This is a genomic window from Microbacterium sp. MMO-35 (assembly GCF_037147555.1).
Classification (GTDB): domain Bacteria; phylum Actinomycetota; class Actinomycetes; order Actinomycetales; family Microbacteriaceae; genus Microbacterium.
Map to the genome: position 1 here is coordinate 549377 of NZ_JBBCVH010000002.1, position 19094 is coordinate 568470.

The 19094-nt window shown below is 72.0% G+C and carries 16 protein-coding genes; 8 read left to right on the forward strand and 8 right to left on the reverse strand.

Going from position 1 to position 19094, the window contains the following annotated elements; all coding sequences use genetic code 11:
• Positions 1–477: 477 nt before the first annotated feature.
• On the forward strand, positions 478–1122 hold the full coding sequence (locus WFJ01_RS06065) for a pentapeptide repeat-containing protein (RefSeq protein WP_336628532.1): 645 nt from the start codon (positions 478–480) through the stop codon (positions 1120–1122).
• A 513-nt stretch (positions 1123–1635) separates the two neighbouring features.
• Here the strand turns inward: WFJ01_RS06065 and WFJ01_RS06070 are convergent.
• From WFJ01_RS06070 to WFJ01_RS06090, 5 genes are all read right to left on the reverse strand, one after another.
• Positions 1636–2481, reverse strand: a complete 846-nt coding sequence (locus WFJ01_RS06070) for a type IV toxin-antitoxin system AbiEi family antitoxin domain-containing protein (RefSeq protein ID WP_336628533.1) — start codon at positions 2479–2481, stop codon at positions 1636–1638.
• Between the two features lie 338 nt (positions 2482–2819).
• On the reverse strand, positions 2820–4346 hold the full coding sequence (locus WFJ01_RS06075; RefSeq protein ID WP_336628534.1) for an ABC transporter ATP-binding protein: 1527 nt from the start codon (positions 4344–4346) through the stop codon (positions 2820–2822).
• Positions 4343–5155: an ABC transporter permease gene (locus tag WFJ01_RS06080; protein ID WP_336628535.1), complete on the reverse strand. Its 813-nt coding sequence runs from the start codon at positions 5153–5155 to the stop codon at positions 4343–4345. The genes WFJ01_RS06075 and WFJ01_RS06080 overlap by 4 nt, the downstream gene beginning before the upstream one ends.
• Positions 5152–6165, reverse strand: a complete 1014-nt coding sequence (locus WFJ01_RS06085; RefSeq protein ID WP_336628536.1) for an ABC transporter permease — start codon at positions 6163–6165, stop codon at positions 5152–5154. The genes WFJ01_RS06080 and WFJ01_RS06085 overlap by 4 nt, the downstream gene beginning before the upstream one ends.
• A 25-nt stretch (positions 6166–6190) precedes the next feature.
• Positions 6191–7807 carry an ABC transporter substrate-binding protein gene (locus WFJ01_RS06090; protein ID WP_336628537.1) on the reverse strand — a complete coding sequence of 539 codons (1617 nt, stop codon included), beginning with the start codon at positions 7805–7807 and terminating at the stop codon, positions 6191–6193.
• A 198-nt stretch (positions 7808–8005) separates the two neighbouring features.
• Between WFJ01_RS06090 and WFJ01_RS06095 the strand changes: the two genes are divergently transcribed.
• The 7 genes from WFJ01_RS06095 to WFJ01_RS06125 all read left to right on the forward strand — a co-directional run bounded on the left by WFJ01_RS06095 (position 8006) and on the right by WFJ01_RS06125 (position 16820).
• On the forward strand, positions 8006–8767 hold the full coding sequence (locus tag WFJ01_RS06095; RefSeq protein WP_295033073.1) for a DeoR/GlpR family DNA-binding transcription regulator: 762 nt from the start codon (positions 8006–8008) through the stop codon (positions 8765–8767).
• The gene (pfkB, locus tag WFJ01_RS06100; RefSeq protein ID WP_251441736.1) at positions 8764–9711 is read left to right on the forward strand and encodes a 1-phosphofructokinase; all 948 of its coding nucleotides are present in this window, start codon (positions 8764–8766) and stop codon (positions 9709–9711) included. The genes WFJ01_RS06095 and pfkB overlap by 4 nt, the downstream gene beginning before the upstream one ends.
• 24 nt (positions 9712–9735) lie before the next feature.
• On the forward strand, positions 9736–11835 hold the full coding sequence (locus WFJ01_RS06105; RefSeq protein WP_336628538.1) for a PTS fructose transporter subunit IIABC: 2100 nt from the start codon (positions 9736–9738) through the stop codon (positions 11833–11835).
• A gap of 27 nt (positions 11836–11862) precedes the next feature.
• Positions 11863–12132 (forward strand): HPr family phosphocarrier protein, encoded by a 270-nt coding sequence (locus WFJ01_RS06110; RefSeq protein ID WP_251441740.1) that lies wholly within the window; start codon positions 11863–11865, stop codon positions 12130–12132.
• A 1-nt stretch (position 12133) separates the two neighbouring features.
• Positions 12134–13825, forward strand: a complete 1692-nt coding sequence (gene ptsP / locus WFJ01_RS06115; RefSeq protein ID WP_336628539.1) for a phosphoenolpyruvate--protein phosphotransferase — start codon at positions 12134–12136, stop codon at positions 13823–13825.
• A 116-nt stretch (positions 13826–13941) separates the two neighbouring features.
• Positions 13942–16560, forward strand: coding sequence for a valine--tRNA ligase (gene valS / locus WFJ01_RS06120; RefSeq protein ID WP_336628540.1), 2619 nt, complete (start codon positions 13942–13944; stop codon positions 16558–16560).
• The gene (locus WFJ01_RS06125) at positions 16560–16820 is read left to right on the forward strand and encodes a hypothetical protein (protein WP_251442396.1); all 261 of its coding nucleotides are present in this window, start codon (positions 16560–16562) and stop codon (positions 16818–16820) included. Before valS ends, WFJ01_RS06125 begins: the two co-directional genes overlap by 1 nt.
• A 40-nt stretch (positions 16821–16860) precedes the next feature.
• On the opposite strand, the gene WFJ01_RS06130 is transcribed toward WFJ01_RS06125, so the two are convergent.
• The 3 genes from WFJ01_RS06130 to WFJ01_RS06140 form a co-directional block, all read right to left on the reverse strand.
• Entirely contained in the window at positions 16861–17082 is a 222-nt protein-coding gene (locus WFJ01_RS06130; protein WP_251441751.1) for a hypothetical protein, read from the reverse strand.
• Positions 17079–17732 (reverse strand): winged helix-turn-helix domain-containing protein, encoded by a 654-nt coding sequence (locus WFJ01_RS06135; protein ID WP_292885983.1) that lies wholly within the window; start codon positions 17730–17732, stop codon positions 17079–17081. Before WFJ01_RS06135 ends, WFJ01_RS06130 begins: the two co-directional genes overlap by 4 nt.
• Positions 17733–17914: 182 nt before the next feature.
• Complete coding sequence (locus WFJ01_RS06140) at positions 17915–19090, reverse strand: glycine C-acetyltransferase (RefSeq protein ID WP_336628541.1); 1176 nt, start codon at positions 19088–19090, stop codon at positions 17915–17917.
• Positions 19091–19094 lie beyond the last annotated feature (4 nt).

Genomic DNA, 19094 nt, shown 5'->3' on the forward strand with positions numbered 1-19094 from the left:
CGCAGTGTCGGTGGCGGGCGGGAGCTGCGCGCCGGGACGATCCTGCGGACCGCGGTACCACCCTGCATTGCCGTCCGGTCCTCCGAGCCTGCCGAAGGGCCGAACCGCCACTCTCACTGCGGCTGTGACGGGCCTGCCCCGCTCGGTTCTACTGACCCCGTCTCCGGCGCTTCGACTGGCTCAGCGACCGCAGGTCGGGACGTTCTTCCGAGAGCTCCCCGGTGATGGCCGGATCGATGCTCGTGCCGACCAGTCTAACGCCGCCGTGGCCGGTGCCGCGCCTGGGCCCCCGTCCCCGGTCCGCGCCGCGGGCGCTTCGCGCGGAGATGTGCGCGTTCCTCGGAGGAATCTGACGGATCCGTCCGAACTTGGCGCCCATCTCCGTGGATGTCGCCCGCACCGAGACAGCCGGCCCGGCCGGCCGGGTAGGGCATCACGCGATGAGTCGCTGTCGGCGACGGATCCTAGGGTCGTGGCATGGCCCGCAGCACCGAACGCCCTCAGCCGCCCCGCGTCTCGCCGCCCGATCTGCCGGACGATCTCGACGATGCCGTCGGTCGCCGTCACGGCGACCACGTGGGCCAGCGGATCCCGCTCTCCGCGGATCTCGCACATGCGCAGTTCGAGCAGTGCTCGCTGTCCGGCGCCGCGGACGGCGTCGACCTGACCGGAGCGACCCTTCTGGACGTCGAGATCGTGGATGCCCGCACGCCGGTCCTCTCGCTCAAGGACGCCACGATCCGCAGGCTGCGCATCTCCGGCGGGCGGATCGGCACACTGGATCTCTCCGGCGCCCACGTGGCGGAGCTGATCCTCGAGCGCGCCAGGGTCGACTACCTGTCCCTCGCCGCCGCCAAGATCCAGGATTCGCTCATCGCGGACTGCACCCTCGCGACGGTCGACCTGCCCGCCGCCACGGCCACCCGGGTGCGGTTCGAGCGCTCCAGCGCGGACGAGGTCGACACCCGCGGACTGCGCGCGGACGGCCTCGACCTGCGCGGACTGGATGCGCTCGCGTTCCTCGACGTGACGGCGCTGCGCGGCGCCACCCTCACGGCGCGGCAGGTCGAGCTCCTCGCGCCCGTCTTCGCCCGAGCCGCGGGCATCGACGTCCAGGACTGACCGCCCCACGCAGCGGCGACGTCCAGAACCGACCGCTCCGCGCAGCACCCCCGGAGAACCGCCCTCTCCGCGCAGCACCCGCGGAGAACCGCCCTCCGCACAGCACCCCGGAGAACCGCCCTCTCCACGCATCACCGCCGGAAAACCACCCCCTCAGCACAGCATCCGCGGAAAACCGCCCCCTCCGCACAGCACCGCCGGAGAACCGTCCCTTCCGTGCAGTCTCCGCGGAGAAATGCAGGAACCTCGGAGATATCGGCCGAATCCCTCCGAAATACGCGTACTTCTCCGCGCGAGACGTCTGTGAGCGCGGGAGGTCCGAGGGCTCGGGGCGTCCGCGCGGGCGGGGCGTCCGCGCGGTCGGGAGGTCCGGGGGCTCGAGATGTCCGGAGGCTCGAGATGTCTGGGGCCCGAGATGTCCGGAGGCTCGAGATGTCCGGGGCTCGAGATGTTCGGGGCCCGGGGCGTCCGCGGGGAGGTCCGGCGCCGGGTGAGCGGCCTGGCACGCCGGGATCACGCGGCACGGTGCAGCCCCTGTGCGACGGCGCGCATGACGAGATCCTGCACGACGGGCCACGCGTGCATCATCTGCGCGTAGCTCACGCGGATCACGTGATAGCCCATGAGGCGCAACTCGGCGTCGTGCCGGATATCCTCGCTGCGCTGCGCGCCGACGTGATGCGCGCCGTCGATCTGCAGGACGAGACGGTCGCCGATGAGCACATCCACGCGATGGCCCGCGATCCAGCTCTGGATCCGGATCGGCAGCCGCAGCCAGGCGAGCCGAGGCCGCAGATAGGTCTCCAGGCCGGCGTCGGCGAACGGCGTCGCCGCTGCGAGGATGCGGCGCGCCGTCGGCTTCCAGGAGTAGCCGGCGAGACCTTCGAGAGTCACGAGTCCCTTGTTCAACGCCGACTCCCAGGTCGCGAGGGCCCGCTCGAACGGCTCGCAGGAGGCCACGGCGGCCAGCACGTTCTCGATCGGATCCTCGAGCAGGTCGGGAGGACGCGGCACGATCGGCGTGAACCAGTGCACGTGCGCGCGTCTCGTCTTCCGGCCCGCAGACTTCGGATCCGCTCCGACATGCTGCCGCGAGTCGGCCTCATGCACCCAGAGGCCGAGCCGCGACGCCTGTGAGATGCAGGTGATCACCACTCCCTCGCGCGCCGCCGCCACCAGCACCGGATCCGCATCGTTCGTCGCCACCCAGCCCCGGCGCACGCGGAGCAGCCGACCGGACCGCAGCGCGCGCTCGAGCGCACGCCGTCCGATGCCCGCCTCCGTCAGTACGGCGACGCGCACGACGCCGCCGCGGTCGGCGACGAGGTCGATCGGATCCAGGATGCGACGGGGGCTCATGCGCCCACTCTTCTCCGGACGAAAGCGATGGAGAGTGCGATCCACGGTTCCGGTGGACAACTCCCCCGCCGATGCTCCTGTGCAGGACGATCGCACGCGGCTCCTCGGGCCTTCGGCGGCCGCGTGGCGTACGTCTGACTCGGAGATGTCCCCCAACTTCGGACGAATCCCCCGGATCCCTCCGAAGATCTCGCACATCTCCGCGGCAGGCGAACGGCCGCATGGTGCCGCGCACGCGCGCAAGCAGAGCACAGCACGCGCGCCCGCACAGCACAGCACGCGCACCGCAAGCACAGCACAGCACGCGCGCGCACCGCACCGCGCGCGCAGCGCCTGCGCTACGGAGCAGACGCCGCGAGCAGATCGCGGGTGAACGGATGCCGGGGCGACTCCAGCACTCCCGCGGCGGGACCCTGTTCGACGATCGCGCCGTCCTGCATCACGATCAGGTCGTCGGCCACCGACGCGATCACGCCGAGATCGTGCGAGACGAGGAGCATCGTCAGCCCGCGCTCGCGCTGCAGGCGATCCAGCAGCGCCAGGATCCGCGCCCGCACGGTCGCGTCCAGCGCTGACACCGGCTCGTCGAGCACGAGCACCTCGGGCTCCGCCGCGAGGGCGCGCGCGATCGCCGCGCGCTGGCGCTGCCCTCCCGAGAGCGCGGCCGGACGCCGTGTCGCGAGCGCGGGATCCAGTCCCACCTCGCGCAGCAGGTCGATCGTGCGCACCGCCCGTTGCGCACGTGGAACGCCGCCGGCGGAGAGCGCCTCCCCCAGCGAACGACCGATCGTCCAGCGCGGATCGAACGCCCCCAGCGGGTTCTGGTGCACCAGCTGGATCCGCGGTCGCGCACCGCCGGCCCACATGACGGTCCCGGCGTCGGCGCGCTCGACGCCGAGCAGGATGCGGGCCAGGGTCGTCTTCCCGGATCCCGACTCCCCCACCACGCCGAGGGTGCGACCGCGGTGCAGCGCGAACGACACCCCGTGCAGCACCGGGCGATCGAAGCTCTTGCCGATCCCGACCACCTCGGCCAGCACCGGCGCATCGCCAGGGGACGGGATCCGCGGTGTTCGCGACGAGGCGAGCACCAGTTCCCGCGTGTACTCCTCGTGCGGCGCTGCGAGCACGTCCGCCGCGGGCCCGTGCTCGACCACGCGCCCGTCGCGCAGCACCACGACGCGGTCGGCGATCCGGCGCACGGCGGCCATGTCGTGGCTGACGAAGACGACCGCGGTGCCGTCGTCCGCGATCCGGCGCAGCAGCGCCAGGACTCTGGCCTGCACGGTCGCATCGAGGGCGGTGGTCGGCTCGTCCGCGATGAGCACCGTGGGATCGGCCGCGAGCGCGCTGGCGATGAGAGCGCGCTGACGCAGTCCGCCGGACAGCTCGTGCGGGCGCTGCCGGGCGCGCCTCTCTGGCTCCGGCATCGCGACGTCGACGAGCAGCTTCCGCACGCGGGCTTCCCGCGCGGCGCGCGGAAGGGAACCGTGGATCTCCAGCGGCTCCGCGACCTCCGCGCCGATGCGGCGCAGCGGATCCAGGGAGACCAGGGCATCCTGCGAGACCAGGGCGATCCGCGCCCCGCGGAGCGCGCGCCAGCCGCGTTCGGACAGTGCCGTGGTGTCGACACCGCCGACCTCGAGCCTCGTCGCCGAGACCGCGGCCCGCTCCGGCAGCAGGCCGAGCAGCGCGCGTACGGTGAGGGACTTCCCCGCCCCCGATTCGCCGACGAGCGCGACGCACTCCCCGGGGGCGACCGCGAAGGAGACGTCGTCGACGAGCGTCCGACCCTCGATGCCGATCCGCAGTCCCTGCACCTGGAGTGCGGGCGGGGCGCCGGACACGGAACCCGCGCCGCTCATGCGCGCCTCCCCTCGGCCCGGGCGCGCAGCGTGCGGCCGAGGAACGTCGCCGACAGCACGGTCAGCGTGATCGCGAGCCCGGGGAACACCGCGATCCACCACGCCTGCCCCAGCACATTGCGCCCGCCCGCGAGCATGAGCCCCCACTCGGGCGAGGGCTCGGCGGGGCCGAGGCCGAGGAAGCTGAGACCGGCGGCGGCAAGGATGCTGGATCCGAGACCGATCGTGGCGAGCACGCTGAGCGCCCCGAGGACGCCGGGGGCGACGTGCCGGCGGAATGCCGTGAACGGCCCGACCCCGAGGATCCGAGCCGCCTCCACGTGCTCGGCCCGGCGCAGCACCTGCGTCTGGGCTCGAGCGAGCCGCACGTACACCGGGATCGCGGCCAGGGTCACCCCGATCGCGACGTTCGCGGCACCGGGGCCGAGGATCGCGACGACGACCAGTGCCAGCAGGAATTCCGGGAACGCCATCAGCACGTCGTTGGTGCGCATGAGCACCGCATCGACCGGGCGCGGCGAGACGCCGGCGAGCGCGCCGACGATCAGGCCGGCCAGGAGCGCCAGGCCGGTCGCGAGGATGCCGATGCCGAGCGAGCGTCCTGCGCCGTGCACGACCCGGGCGTACACGTCGCGCCCGCTCTGGTCGGTGCCGAACGGGTGCCCGGGTCCGGGCGGCAGCAGCGCATCACGGACGTGGGTCTGCAGCGGATCGACGGGGGCCAGCAGTGCGGGCACGACGGCGGCGATCACGACCGTCGTCAGCACGAGCACGGCGAGCGCGAGCAGGGTCCGGCGCAGCAGCATCATCGTCCGGCCTCCGAAGGCGCGGAGACGTCGCCGACGGCGGAAGAGACGCGCAGCCGGGGGTCCAGGACGGGCGCCACCAGCTCCACCACCGTGTTCACGACGACGAACACGAGGGCGCTGAAGAGGATGATCCCGGTGACCACCGGCAGATCCCGCCCCGTGATCGCCGCCAGCGTCACCCGTCCGAGCCCCGGGCGCGCGAAGACCGTCTCCACGAGCACCGCACCGCCCAGCAGCGAGCCCACGAGGTACGCGCTCAGCGTCACTGCCCCGAGGGAGCCGTGCCGGAGGGTGTGCCGCAGCGTGAGCCGCGCGTGGTCGGCACCGCGGGCGCGCACGGTCAGCGCCCAGGGCTGTCGCTCGGCCGCCTCCACGCCGTCGCGCAGCACCTGGCCCAGCAACGCCGCGACGGGCAGCGCCAGGGTGACCGCGGGCAGCACGAGGCTCGCCCCGGTCCGCGAGCCCGCCACGGGGAACCAGCCCAGGCCGAACGCGAACACCGTGAGCAGCAGCAGGCCGATCCAGAACACGGGCGAGGACAGGACGATCAGCTCTCCCGCCGCAAGGAGGCCGCGGGCGAACGGCCGTCGCGCGATCAGCACTCCGGCGAGCGCGAGAAGCACGGCGATCGCGAGGGCGGCGGCCGTGAGCTGCAGCGTCGCGCCGAGCTGCCGTCCGATCACCTCGCTCACCGGCATGCGCAGCTGATAGGACGTTCCGAGGTCCCCGCGCAGCAGATCACCCAGCATCGACAGGTACTGCTGCCAGAGCGGGCGATCGAGCCCGAGCTCCGCCCGGGTCCGGTCCTTGACCGCCTCGCTCACCTGGGCTTGAGGGCCGAGCATGACGCTCACCGGATCGCCGGGCAGCACGCGGAACGCGAGGAACGACAGCGTCGCCGCCCCCCAGAGGACGAGCACGACCGACAGCGCCGCCCCGCCGATCCGGCGCAGGAGCGCGCCGGCACGCGGCGGGACGGCCGCTCTCGGCCGGGCAGGACGATCGGTCACGAGCGGACGATACCGCGAACCGCGCTCACTTCACGCCGGTGCCGAAGAACAGCGGCCGCCCGTAGATGTCGAAGCCGAGGCCCGTCACCGTGTCGCCCACCGCCGTGATGGCCGAGGTCACGTAGAGCGGCACGATCGCGTCGTCCTTCGCGTTCCACTGCTGGATCTGCGCGTAGACCTTCGCGCGCGCCGCGGCGTCGGTCGTCGCGATGCCGTCCTTCAGGAGCTGGTCGAGCTTCGGGTCGCTCACCGAGGAGGCGTTCTGGAAGCCGTCGGTCGCCAGGTGGCTGCGCAGCAGATCCGGATCGACGCCGGAGAAGTCCCAATCCGTGATGTCGAAGGTCTTCGGGCCGTACTTCTCGTTGTACGCGCCCGGCTCGAGCGTCTCGCGGGTGACCTCGAAGCCGACCGACTTGAGGTCGGACTGGATCGCGTTCGCGAGCGCGGCGTGGTCGTCGGACACCGGGGTCCAGGCGATCCAGTTCGCCGTCAGCCGCTGGCCGTTCTTGGTGCGGATGCCGTCGGCGCCGCGCTGGGTCCAGCCCGCCTCGTCGAGCAGGCTATTCGCCAGGTCCTTGTCGAAGGGCCAGCTCTTCTCGAGGCTCTTGTCGTAACCCGGGGTGGTCGGTCCGAGGATGCTCCATGCGCGGGGGAACTGCCCGAAGAAGATCTTGTCCACCGCGGTGTCGACATCGATCGCGCGGGTGAAGGCCTCGCGCACCTTCTGGTCGGCGAACACGCCGTTGCGCTCGTTGAGGAACAGCGAGTACGGAAGCCCGGGCACCTGCACCGACTTCACGGACGCGGAGCCCTTGACCTGGGAGACCAGGTTCGGGGGCAGCTGCGAGGCGAGGTCGATCTCGCCCGACGACACGGAGCCGCTGCGGACCGAGGCCTCGGGAAGGATCTGCACGCGCAGGGTCTTGAAGGACGGCGCCTTCTCGCCCTCGGGTGCCCACGCGTACTTCGTGTTGCGGGTGTAGACGATCTCCTGATCCGGCGTGTAGGAGGTGAGCTCGAACGGCCCGGTGCCGACCGTGATGCCCTTGCCGCCCGCGGCGAGGTCCGCGGAGTGCTCGGCGAGCACCTTCGGCGCGTAGAAGCCGAGCTGCGCGGTGCTCGCCGCCTGCAGGAACGGCGCGTAGGGCTGCGAGAACGTCACCTTCACGGTGGTGGGGTCGACCACCTCGGTGCCCTGATACAGGTCGCCACCGAGCATGCTCGCGGCCTGGGCGGATTTGGTCGCGGGATCGGCGATCCGATCGAAGTTCGCCTTCACGGCGGCCGCGTCGAACTTCTCGCCGTCGGTGAAGGTGACATCGTCGCGCAGGTGGAACGTGTAGGCGGTTCCGTCCGCGGAGACCTCCCACTTCTTCGCGAGCCACGGCACGAAGGTGCCGTCCGCCTTCTGGAAGACGAGCGAGTCGAGCACGGCACGCTGCACCATGGCGGTCACGTCGAGCTGGCTGGTCTGCGGATCCATCTTCCCGCTCGAGAGCAGGCTGCCGTCGACGCCCCAGACGATCTCGCCGTTCGCGTCGGAACCGGAGCCGGACGACCCCGAGCAGGCGGTGAGGGCGAGGGCGGCGACCGCGGCGAGAGCGGCGAGCGGCAGAAGTCGGCGCCGGAGCGGAGCAGGCATGGGTGTTCCTCGGGAGTGCTGTGGGCGGGGATCGGGAGACTCCAGGCTAGCGGTTTGTGGACGGGGTGGATCTATCGCGCGCCTCAGGATCCGGTGGATTGTGGTCTTCTTCTTTGTTTGTGTTGTTTTCTGTCGCTTTGTGTGGGAAAGTGGCTCAACGCCTCGATCGAGGCGGTCGGAAGACGGCGAGGGAGCCCGATGTACGCAGCGGAGCGGCAGCAGCGCATCCACGAGCGCGCGCAGCAGGACGGGCGCGTCGACGTCGCCGGCCTCGCCGAGTTCCTGGACGTCACGACGGAGACCGTCCGGAGGGATCTCGCCGTGCTGGAGCAGCAGGGTCTCATCCGCCGCGTCCACGGCGGCGCGCTCCCGGCACAGCCGTCCCTCCCCGAGCTCACCCTCGCCGCCCGCATCGGCCAGCATTCGGAGGAGAAGCTGCGCATCGCGACGCGCGCACTGCAGGAGCTGCCCGATGGCGGCACGATCCTCCTCGACTCCGGATCCACCACCCTCGCCATCGCCGAGCTCATCCCAGCCGACACGCAGCTGACGGTCGTGACCAACAACACCCTCATCGCCGGCGCCCTCGCCGGTCAGCGCAACATCACGCTCCTGCTGATCGGCGGCCGGGTGCGCACCGTGACCGGCGCGGCAGTCGGCCCCTGGGCGATCGGCGCGCTCTCCGAGCTCGCCGTGGACGTCGCCTTCCTGGGCACCAACGGCTTCGACGCCGACCACGGGCTCTCGACGCCGGATCAGGACGAGGCGGCCGTGAAGCGCGCGATGCTCGAGGCCGCGCGCACCCGCATCCTCGTCGCCGACTCCAGCAAGCTCGGCGCCGTCCACCTCCAGCGCTTCGCGCGCGTCGACGAGCTCCATGCGATCCTCACCGACACCGGGGCGGACTCCGACGCCGTCGAGGCGCTGCGCGCCGCAGGACCGAAGGTCGTGCTCGCGTGATCGTCACCCTCACCCCCAATCCGAGCATCGACCGCGCGATCACGATCGACGCGCTCACCCGCGGCGAGGTGCTCCGGGCGACGTCCAGCCGGGTCGACCCCGGCGGCAAGGGACTCAACGTCTCCCGCGCCGTCGCCGCGATGGGCGGCGCGACCCGCGCGGTGCTCCCCTCGGGCGGGCTCGAGGGCGGACTGCTCGAAGCGCTCTGCCGCGCGGCTTCCGTGCCCGTCGTCGCCGTGCCGATCCACGGCAGCGTGCGCATGAACATCAGCGTGCTCGAACCGGACGGCACCACCACCAAACTCAACGAGCCCGGACCGCTGCTGGATCCGGCCGAGGTCGACGCGCTCATCGAGAACGCGCTCGCGGACGTTCCCTCCGGCGGCTGGCTGTCCGGCGGCGGCAGCCTCCCCCTCGGGGCTCCGGAGGACTTCTACGGCCGCCTGGTCCGCGGCGCGCATGAGCGGGGCATCCGCGTCGCGATCGACACCTCCGGGTCTCCGCTCGCCGCCGCCGTCGACGCGCAGCCGACGCTCATCAAGCCGAATCGGGATGAGCTCGGAGAGCTGGTCGGCCGCGATCTGCTCACGCTCGGCGCCGTGCTCGACGCGGCGCAGGCGCTGCAGCGCGGCGGCGTCGACCTGGTCGCCGTGAGCCTCGGCCGGGACGGCGCCCTGCTCGTCGCCGAGACCGGAACGTGGCACGCGACCGCCGCCGCGGCCGAGGTCGTGTCCACGGTCGCCGCCGGCGACTGCATGCTCGCGGGATTCCTGTTCGCGCTCGGCGCGGGCCGGGCTCCCCAGGACGCCCTCGCCGAGGGCGTCCGCTGGGGCACCGCCGCCGTGGCCCTGCCCGGCAGCCAGGTTCCGGCCCCCGCCGATGTCCGCGACGTCCGCGTCACGGTGTCCTCCTCCCCCGACCGCGAGCTCCCCCTCGCGGACTGACCTCCTCCACGGAAGGAATCCCTCATGGCACTGATCAACGAAGAACAGGTCGTGCTCGATCTCACCGGCGCCGACCGGCACGAGGCGACCGCCGCCCTCGCGTCGCGGCTCGTCGCCACGGGCCGCTGCACGGACCTCGACCGGTTCCTGGCCGACGTCCGCGAGCGCGAGTCGAAGATGGCCACCGGGCTCCCCGGCGGCATCGGCATCCCGCACGCCCGCAGCGCCGCGATCACGGAGCCCTCGCTCGTCTTCGGCCGCACCCGGGACGGGATCGACTGGGGCGCCAAGGACGGCCCTGCGCGCCTCGTGTTCCTCATCGCCGCGCCCGAGGCCGGCGGCGACGCCCACATGCAGATGCTGCCGAAGCTCGCCAGGGCGCTGATGCGCTCGGAGTTCCGGGAGGCGCTGCTGTCGGCGACGACCCCCGCCGAGGTGGTCGCGATCGTCGGCGAGCATGTGCAGCTCGACGAGGCGCCCGCGACCCCGCCTGCCTCGGCCACGACCCCCGCGCCCGCCGACGCCCCCGTACCGGCGCCCGCCGCAGAGCCGGGTCCGTCCCCGATCGCCTCCGGCCGCTCGCTCACCCTCGTCGGCGTGACCTCGTGCCCGACCGGCATCGCGCACACCTACATGGCCGCCGAAGCCCTGGAACGGGCTGCCAAGGCCGCGGGGCACACGATCACCGTGGAGACCCAGGGCTCGGCAGGATCCACACCGCTCACCGCCGCCCAGATCGCCGCAGCCGACGCCGTCGTGTTCGCGCACGACCTGGCGGTGAAGGACGCCGGACGCTTCGCGGGCAAGCCCACCGTCGACGTCCCCGTCAAGAAGGCGATCTCCGACGGCCCCGAGCTCATCGAGCGTGCTGCGGCCCTCGCCGAGGAGTGGGCGGCCGACCCGAGCAAGGCCGCTGCGGCGGCCGCCGCCGGTCCCGCGGCCGGAGGCCTCACCACGAAGGTGGAGGCCGACGCCAGGATCGGAACGAAGATCCGGCAGTGGCTGATGACCGGCGTGTCGTACATGATCCCGTTCGTCGCGGCCGGAGGCATCCTCATCGCGCTCTCGTTCGTGATCGCGCAGATCGCGGTCGGCGAGTCCGGGGCGCTCGAGGTCGTGAAGTTCAACCTCACGGCGGCCGACGCGACGAACATCGCCCAGCACTTCGACCCTCTGAGCCTGATGTCCTGGGGCGGGCTGCTTTTCGTGATGGGAGCCGCGTCGTTCGGCTTCCTGGTCCCGATCCTCTCGGGGTTCATCGCCTTCGCGATCGCGGACCGCCCCGGACTCGTCCCCGGCATCGTCGGCGGCGCGATCGCGGCCACCATGAACGCCGGATTCCTCGGCGGCCTCGTCACCGGTTTCCTCGCCGGATTCATCGCGCGCTGGATCTCGCGCTGGCCCGTGCACAAGGGCGTCCGCGGTGTCATGCCGGTCGTCGTGATCCCGCTGCTCTCGACGCTGATCACCGCCGGGCTGTTCATCACGATCCTCGGCCGTCCGATCGTCTGGCTCATGACCCAGCTCAACGGATGGCTGAACGGGATGACCGGCGCAGGGGCGCTCGTGCTCGGCATCGTGCTCGGCGCGATGATGGGCTTCGACCTCGGCGGTCCGGTCAACAAGACCGCGTACGCGTTCGCGACCACCGGTCTCGCCGCCGCCGGAGCGGCCACCGATGCCCCACAGCTGAAGATCATGGCCGCGGTCATGGCGGCCGGCATGGTGGCGCCGCTGGCGATGGCCCTCGCCACCGTCGTGCGTCCGAAGCTCTTCACCGAGCCGGAGCGCGAGAACGGCAAGGCGGCCTGGCTGCTCGGGCTGTCGTTCATCTCCGAGGGTGCGATCCCGTTCGCGGCCGCGGACCCCATCCGGGTGATCGTGTCGTCGGTCATCGGATCGGCGGTCACGGGCGGCCTGTGCATGGTGTTCGGCGTCACCCTCCGCGCGCCGCACGGTGGGATCTGGGTCCTCCCCCTGATCGGCGCTCCCCTGCTCTTCCTGCTCGCGCTGGTCATCGGCGTCGTCGTGATGGCGCTCATCATCACCCTGCTGAAGACCCTGTCGCTGAAGAGGCGCGTCGAGCAGTCCGAAGCCGCTCCCGCCCAACCCGTCGCCGTCTGAACACCCACCCCTTCGAAGGAGAACATCATGGCCACCCGTACCGTCACCATCGCCTCGTCCGTCGGCCTCCACGCCCGTCCCGCCTCGCTCTTCGTCGAAGCGGCGGCGGACTCGGGGCTCGACGTCGAGATCGGCCGCCCCGGGGAGGACGCCGTCGACGCAACCAGCATCCTGGGCGTCATCGCCCTGGGCGCCAAGCACGGCGAAGAGGTCGTCCTGACCGCCGAGGGCGCCGACGCGGACGCCGTGCTCGACCGTCTCGTGGCGCTGCTGTCCACCGACCTGGATGCGCAGTGAGATGACCACGCAGCACGCCGGCGAGGTCCGGCAGGGAATCGGCGTCAGCCCGGGAACGGCGTACGGTCCGGTGGTGCAGGTCGCACCGCCGGTCCAGCCGCCGCAGGACGAGCCGGCCCCCGCCGATGCCGAGCAGGCCGCGGCGGACGTCGCCCGGGCCTTCGCCGACGTCGCCGCCGCACTGGACGCCAAGGCGGAGCACGTCGTGGACACCGCGCAGGCGATCCTGAAGGCCACGGCGATGATGGCGCGCGACAAGTCGCTGCTCAAGGCGGCCCAGGCGGGCGTGCGGGCCGGCGTCGGCCCTGCGACCGCGGTCTCGGCCGCGGTCGAGGAGTTCGTCGTCAAGTTCGAGGCCCTCGGCGGCTACTTCGCCGAACGGGTCGCGGACCTCCGCGACGTGGGATCCCGGGCCGTCGCCGCGGTGCTCGGCGTGCCGGCCCCCGGCGTCCCGGATTTCACCGTGCCGAGCATCGTCGTCGCCGAGGACCTGGCGCCGGCGGAGACCGCCACCCTCGATCGCGCGCTCGTCGCGGGGATCGTCACGCGGGCGGGCGGACGGACGAGCCACACCGCGATCCTGGCCGCGCAGATGGGCATCCCGGCCGTCGTGCAGCTGCCCGGAGCGACGCAGCTCCCCCCGGGCACCTTCATCGCCGTGGACGGCGACACCGGTGAGGTCGTCGTCGCCCCGGATCCGGCCCTCGTCGCCGAGCAGCAGACCCGCCGCGAACGGCGGGCTACGGCTCTGGCCGGATCCTCCGGGCCCGGCCGGACCAAGGACGGTCTCGAGATCGCCCTGCTCGCCAACATCGGCGGTGTCGAGGACGCGGTCCTCGCCGGCGCGCAGGATCTCGAGGGCGTGGGGCTGTTCCGCACCGAGTTCGTCTTCCTCTCCGCCGAGACCGCGCCCACCGTCGCCGAGCAGACCGAGGTGTACCGGCGCGTGTTCGAGCCGTTCGGCGAGCGCCGCGTCGTCGTGCGCACGCTCGACGCGGGCGCGGACAAGCCGCTGAGGTTCGCCGACCTCGGCCCCGAGGAGAACCCGGCGCTGGGAAGGCGGGGCCTGCGCCTGTCGGCGGAGCGACCGGAACTGCTCGACGCCCAGTTGGAGGCGCTCGCCGCCGCCGCGAAGCAGACCGGCGCCGACGTGCGCGTGATGGCGCCGATGGTCGCGACCGTCGAGGAGGCCGCCTGGTTCGCGCGGCGCGTCTACGAGAACGGCCTGCCCCAGGCCGGCGTGATGATCGAGGTCCCCGCGGCGGCCCTGCGCGCGTCGCACGTGCTGGGCGCCGTCGACTTCGGCAGCCTCGGCACGAACGACCTCGCGCAGTACACCATGGCGGCCGACCGGATGCAGGGCGAGCTCGCCGATCTCCTCGACCCCTGGCAGCCCGCGGTGCTCGACATGATCGCGGCGGCGGCCGACGGCGCCCGGACCGCGGGCAAGCCGCTCGGCGTGTGCGGCGAGTCGGCGGGCGACCCGCTCCTCGCGCTCGTGCTCGTGGGGCTGGGCGTCAGCAGCCTGTCGATGGCTCCGGGCAAGGTGCCCGCGGTGCGCGTGGCGCTCGCGCACCACACGCAGCTCGACTGCCAGCGGCTCGCGGACGCGGCGCGAGCGGCCGCGACGGCGGTCGAGGCGCGCGAGGCGGTCCGTACGGGCGCGGCTCCGGAGCTGCTCGCCATCCTCTGAGGGGCGGGCGGGGCCGCGGCAGGATCGAGGGCGGCGGAGCGACCGGTAGACTGTCGGCACACCCCACACTCAGGCACGCTCACACGGTGCCGCACACATCGCACGAGGAGACACCCATGTCGACGAACCCGATTCCGGACAAGCCCGCGCTGGAAGGCCTCGAAGCGAAGTGGGGTGAGCGGTGGAGCACGTCCGGCACGTTCCTGTTCGACCGGATCCGCGCCGCCCAGACCGGTCGCGAGGGCGTCTACTCGATCGACACTCCCCCGCCGACCGCGAGCGGCAGCCTGCACATCGGGCATGTGTTCAGCTACACGCACACCGACATCAAGGCGCGCTTCGAGCGCATGCGCGGCAAGAACGTGTTCTACCCGATGGGGTGGGACGACAACGGCCTGCCCACCGAACGCCGCGTGCAGAACTACTACGGCGTGCGCTGCGATCCGTCGCTCCCCTATGACGCCGACTTCACGCCGCCGTTCGAGGGCGGCGACAACAAGTCGTCCCGCGCCGCGGACCAGCTCCCGATCAGCCGTCGCAACTTCATCGAGCTCTGCGAGAAGCTCACCGTCGAGGACGAGAAGCAGTTCGAGGCGCTGTTCCGCCAGCTCGGCCTCAGCGTCGACTGGACGCAGACCTATCGCACGATCTCGGACGACTCGATCCGGCAGAGCCAGCTGGCCTTCCTGCGCAACATCGAGCGCGGCGAGGCCTACCAGTCCCTCGCGCCGACCCTGTGGGACGTGGACTTCCGCTCCGCGATCGCCCAGGCCGAGCTCGAGGATCGCGATCAGCAGGCCTCGTACCACACCATCGACTTCCCGTTCGCGGACGGATCCAGCCACATCACGATCGAGACGACCCGCCCCGAGCTGCTGCCCGCGTGCGTCGCGATCGTGACCCACCCGGAGGGCCCGCACAAGCACCTCATCGGGACGAAGGTCCGGACCCCCTTCTTCGACGCGGACATCGAGATCCACGGCCACCACCTCGCCCAGCCCGACAAGGGCACGGGAGCGGCGATGGTCTGCACCTTCGGCGACGTGACCGACATCGTGTGGTGGCGCGAGCTGCGCACCACGGACGGCCGCGACCTGCCGAACATGACCACGATCGGCCTCGACGGGCGCTTCCTGCCCGACGCCCCGGGCTCGGTGCGCGACGCCGACGCCGCCGCCTGGTACGGGGAGAACATGGCGGGCAAGACCGTCTTCTCCGCCCGCAAGGCGCTCGTGGAGAAGCTGCAGGAGACCGGCGCGATGACGGCGGTCGGCAAGCCGTTCAACCACGCGGTGAAGTTCTTCGAGAAGGGCGACCGCCCGCTCGAGATCGTGTCGACCCGCCAGTGGTACATCCGCAACGGCGCCCGCGACACCGAGCTCCGCGACCAGCTGCTCGCGCACGGCGCAGAGCTGAACTGGCACCCGGAGTTCATGCGGGTGCGCTACGAGAACTGGGTGGGCGGCCTCACCGGCGACTGGCTCGTCTCCCGGCAGCGCTTCTTCGGCGTGCCGATCCCGCTCTGGTACGCGCTCGACGAGAACGGCGAGCGCGACTACGACCGCGTGCTCCAGCCCGATCTCGCCGCACTCCCGATCGACCCGACCACCGACGTGCCGGACGGCTACACCGCCGAGCAGCGCGGCGTCCCGGGCGGCTTCGACGCCGAGGCCGACATCCTCGACACCTGGGCGACCTCTTCGCTCACCCCGCAGCTCGCGGGCGGCTGGGAACGGGACGCCGAGCTCTGGGAGCTCGTGGCGCCGATGGATCTGCGCCCGCAGGGGCAGGACATCATCCGCACCTGGCTGTTCTCGACGATGCTGCGCTCGACGCTCGAGGACGGCCGCTCCCCCTGGCGCAACGCCGCGATCAGCGGCTTCATCGTCGACCCCGACCGCAAGAAGATGTCCAAGTCCAAGGGCAACGTGGTCACTCCGGCCGACATCCTCGATGCGCACGGATCCGACGCGGTCCGCTACTGGTCGGCCTCCAGCCGCCTCGGCGCGGACGCCGCGTTCGACCCGCAGAACCCGACGCAGGTGAAGATCGGCCGCCGCCTCGCGATCAAGATCCTCAACGCGGCGAAGTTCGTGCTGTCCTTCCCCGTTCCGGAGGGCGCGGAGATCACGCACGCGCTGGACGCGTCCATGCTCGCCACCCTGGACGGTGTGGTGCGCGACGCGACCACGGCGTTCGAGAACTACGATCAGGCCCGCGCGCTGGAGATCACCGAGGCGTTCTTCTGGACGTTCTGCGACGACTACCTCGAGCTGGTCAAGGAGCGCGCCTACGACCGCACGAACGTGGGTCAGGCCTCGGCGGCCCTCGCCCTGCGCCTCGCGCTGTCGACGCTGCTGCGCCTGCTCGCTCCCATCGTCTCGTTCGCGACCGAGGAGGCCTGGAGCTGGTTCGAGGACGGCTCGGTGCACACCGCGGCCTGGCCGGAGCCGCGGGGCGACGCCGGCGATCCCGCCGTGCTCGCGACGGCGAGCAAGGCACTGATCGGCATCCGCCGTGCGAAGACGGAGGCGAAGGCCTCGCAGAAGACCCCGGTGTCGTCCGCGACCATTGCCGCTCCGGCCGCGGAGATCGCGGCGCTCGAGGCGGCCGCCGACGATCTGCGCGCGGTGGGGCGCATCGCGGAGCTCGGTTTCGTGGAGGCCGAGGAGCTCCTCGTCACCGCGATCGAGCTGGACTCCGCTGACTCCGTGGCGCAGACCGAGGGGGCGTGATGCAGCTCGGGACGCGCTGGGCCGCCGGATCCGAGCCGCCGGCTTCGGTACCCGCGGCCCTGCGTCCGGCGATCGCCGACGCCGAGGCCCGGAGCGTGGCCGGCGGAACGCTGAGCCTGCAGACCGGAGCGCTGAACCTGCTCCGCGGCACGTGGACGCTCACCTGGCTGGAGGGCCGGCCGATCGCCGAGCTCGACACCGGCTGGGAGGTCTCGCGCACCGCGTCCGGCGAGGTCGTGGTCCGTCCGTTCGACGACTGATTCTCGAACGGACGCCGGCGCGAGGCGGCCGGCGGCGCTCTCAGCGCGAGCGGGATCCGAGCATCTGCAGCGCGTGCTCGAGGACGAACGGATCCACCGCCTTGCGCGCCTGCTGCTCGCGGAGCAGGTCCAGAGCGAGCGCACGACGCTCGGCGCGGCGCTCCATGCGCTCGCGCACACGCGCGGTGATCGCATCGGCGATGCGAAGCCCCGCGCGCTCGACGAAGGTCGGGGCGGCGATGTGCAGCGTTGCGGCGGTCATGACAGCTCCTCGGTCTCGGTGGTGCGGTGCTGCGCCGCAGCCCGGGGGCGGGCGTCGGGCAGGTCGAACAGGTCGGCGCGGATGGTGACGCGGCGCACGTCGGGTCCGGACTGGTCGCGGTAGAGCTGCACGGCCTCGTCGATGACCGCATCGATGCGCTCCCCGAGCTCCTGCAGTTGCGCCGCGGTCATGTCGAGCATCGTCGTCACGTGATGCGCGGCGTCGCGCCACTCCTGCGGCACCTGCGACTGCGGCCGGTGCAGATGGTCCATGAGTCGCTGATGACGGTTGCGGAAGAACTCGTCCTCCACGATCTGCGCCGCCGCGCGCCCGGACGGCGTCATCTCATCGGTGGGTCCGGAGAACGACATGCGTCCACGGGGGCGCTCCCACCAGCGCTCGCGCGCGGTGCCGAGGTCGGCGACCTCGTGGATGAGGTCGCGGGCGGCGAGCGCCCGCAGGTGATAGCTGGTGACGCCCGAGCTCTCCCCGATCAGCGTCGCGAGCGAGCTCGCCGTCTGCGGGCCGCGTTCCGCGAGCAGATCCAGGATCCGCACGCGCAGCGGGTGCGCCAGCGCCTTCAGGGCGCCCGCGTCGAGCGTGCGCTCCTCGGACGTCTCGTCCGTTCGGGATGCTTCGTTCTCCGTCATGCTTGCAAAGATACCTTTGCAAGACACTCTTTGCAAGCACTTCTTTGCAAAGTGTTCTCTGCGGATCCTCGACCCGCGAGCGGACACCTTCTCGTCGACGCCCCCGCTGCGCGTCGACGCCCCCTCGCAGGAGCGGCGCCCAGAGGGGGCACCGGTGCTGCGAGGGGGCGTCGAGGGATCTGTCAGGCGGCGGCGCGCGCGGCCACGAACGCCGCGACGCAGCGCTCGACCTGCTCCGGGGTGTGCGCGGCGGAGAGCTGCACCCGGATGCGCGCGAGGCCGCGCGGCACCACCGGGAAGCTGAACGCGGTCACGTACACGCCCTGCTTCTGCATCTCGGCGGCGATCCGCGCGGTCAGCGCGGCATCGCCGAACATCACGGGCACGATGGGGTGCTCCCCCGGAAGCAGCTCGAAGCCCTCCTCCGTCATGCGGCGGCGGAACAGCGCGGCGTTGGACTGCAGCTGCGTGCGCAGGGATCCGGATCCCTCCACGAGGTCGAGCGCGCGCAGGGTGCCCGCGACGATCGACGGGGCGAGCGTGTTGGAGAACAGGTACGGCCGGGCCCGCTGGCGCAACAGGGCGACGATGTCGCGATGCCCCGCGACGTAGCCGCCGCTCGCGCCGCCGAGAGCCTTGCCGAAGGTGCCCGTGTAGATGTCCACGCGGCCTTCGACTCCGCACAGCTCGGGCGTGCCGCGCCCGTGCTCGCCGATGAAGCCGACGGCGTGAGAGTCGTCCACGAAGACCAGGGCGTCGTAGCGCTCCGCGAGGTCGCAGATGTCTGCGAGGGGGGCGATGTAGCCGTCCATCGAGAACACGCCGTCCGTGACGATCACCCGGAAGCGGGCATCGGCCGCGGCCTTCAGCTGCTCCTCGAGGTCCGCCATGTCGCGGTTCCGGTAGCGCAGGCGACGGGCCTTGGACAGGCGGATCCCGTCGATGATCGACGCGTGGTTGAGCTCGTCCGAGATGATCGCGTCCTCGGCCGAGAACAGGGTCTCGAAGACGCCGCCGTTCGCGTCGAAGCACGAGGAGAACAGGATCGCGTCGTCCGTGCCCAGGAACGCCGACAGCCGCCGCTCGAGCTCGAGGTGCTGCTCCTGCGTTCCGCAGATGAACCGCACGCTCGCGAGGCCGTAGCCCCACTCGTCGAGCGCGCCCTTCGCCGCGTCCACGAGGCGCTCGTCGTCGGCGAGGCCCAGGTAGTTGTTGGCGCAGAAGTTCAGCACCTCGGCGCCGTCGGCGACGATCTCGGCGCGCTGCGGTCCGCGGATCCCGCGCTCGTGCTTGGTGAGGCCCGCCTCGTCGATCCCGGCGAGCTCGCTCGCGAGGTGCTGCTGGAATGCTCCGTACATGGTC

Coding starts and splice junctions, on each gene's coding strand:
- WFJ01_RS06065 (WP_336628532.1), top strand. CDS start 478: ATGGCCCGCAGCACCGAACGCCCTCAGCCGCCCCGCGTCTCGCCGCCC.
- WFJ01_RS06070 (WP_336628533.1), bottom strand. CDS start 2,481: ATGAGCCCCCGTCGCATCCTGGATCCGATCGACCTCGTCGCCGACCGC.
- WFJ01_RS06075 (WP_336628534.1), bottom strand. CDS start 4,346: ATGAGCGGCGCGGGTTCCGTGTCCGGCGCCCCGCCCGCACTCCAGGTG.
- WFJ01_RS06080 (WP_336628535.1), bottom strand. CDS start 5,155: ATGATGCTGCTGCGCCGGACCCTGCTCGCGCTCGCCGTGCTCGTGCTG.
- WFJ01_RS06090 (WP_336628537.1), bottom strand. CDS start 7,807: ATGCCTGCTCCGCTCCGGCGCCGACTTCTGCCGCTCGCCGCTCTCGCC.
- WFJ01_RS06095 (WP_295033073.1), top strand. CDS start 8,006: ATGTACGCAGCGGAGCGGCAGCAGCGCATCCACGAGCGCGCGCAGCAG.
- WFJ01_RS06105 (WP_336628538.1), top strand. CDS start 9,736: ATGGCACTGATCAACGAAGAACAGGTCGTGCTCGATCTCACCGGCGCC.
- WFJ01_RS06110 (WP_251441740.1), top strand. CDS start 11,863: ATGGCCACCCGTACCGTCACCATCGCCTCGTCCGTCGGCCTCCACGCC.
- ptsP (WP_336628539.1), top strand. CDS start 12,134: ATGACCACGCAGCACGCCGGCGAGGTCCGGCAGGGAATCGGCGTCAGC.
- valS (WP_336628540.1), top strand. CDS start 13,942: ATGTCGACGAACCCGATTCCGGACAAGCCCGCGCTGGAAGGCCTCGAA.
- WFJ01_RS06125 (WP_251442396.1), top strand. CDS start 16,560: ATGCAGCTCGGGACGCGCTGGGCCGCCGGATCCGAGCCGCCGGCTTCG.
- WFJ01_RS06130 (WP_251441751.1), bottom strand. CDS start 17,082: ATGACCGCCGCAACGCTGCACATCGCCGCCCCGACCTTCGTCGAGCGC.
- WFJ01_RS06135 (WP_292885983.1), bottom strand. CDS start 17,732: ATGACGGAGAACGAAGCATCCCGAACGGACGAGACGTCCGAGGAGCGC.
- WFJ01_RS06140 (WP_336628541.1), bottom strand. CDS start 19,090: ATGTACGGAGCATTCCAGCAGCACCTCGCGAGCGAGCTCGCCGGGATC.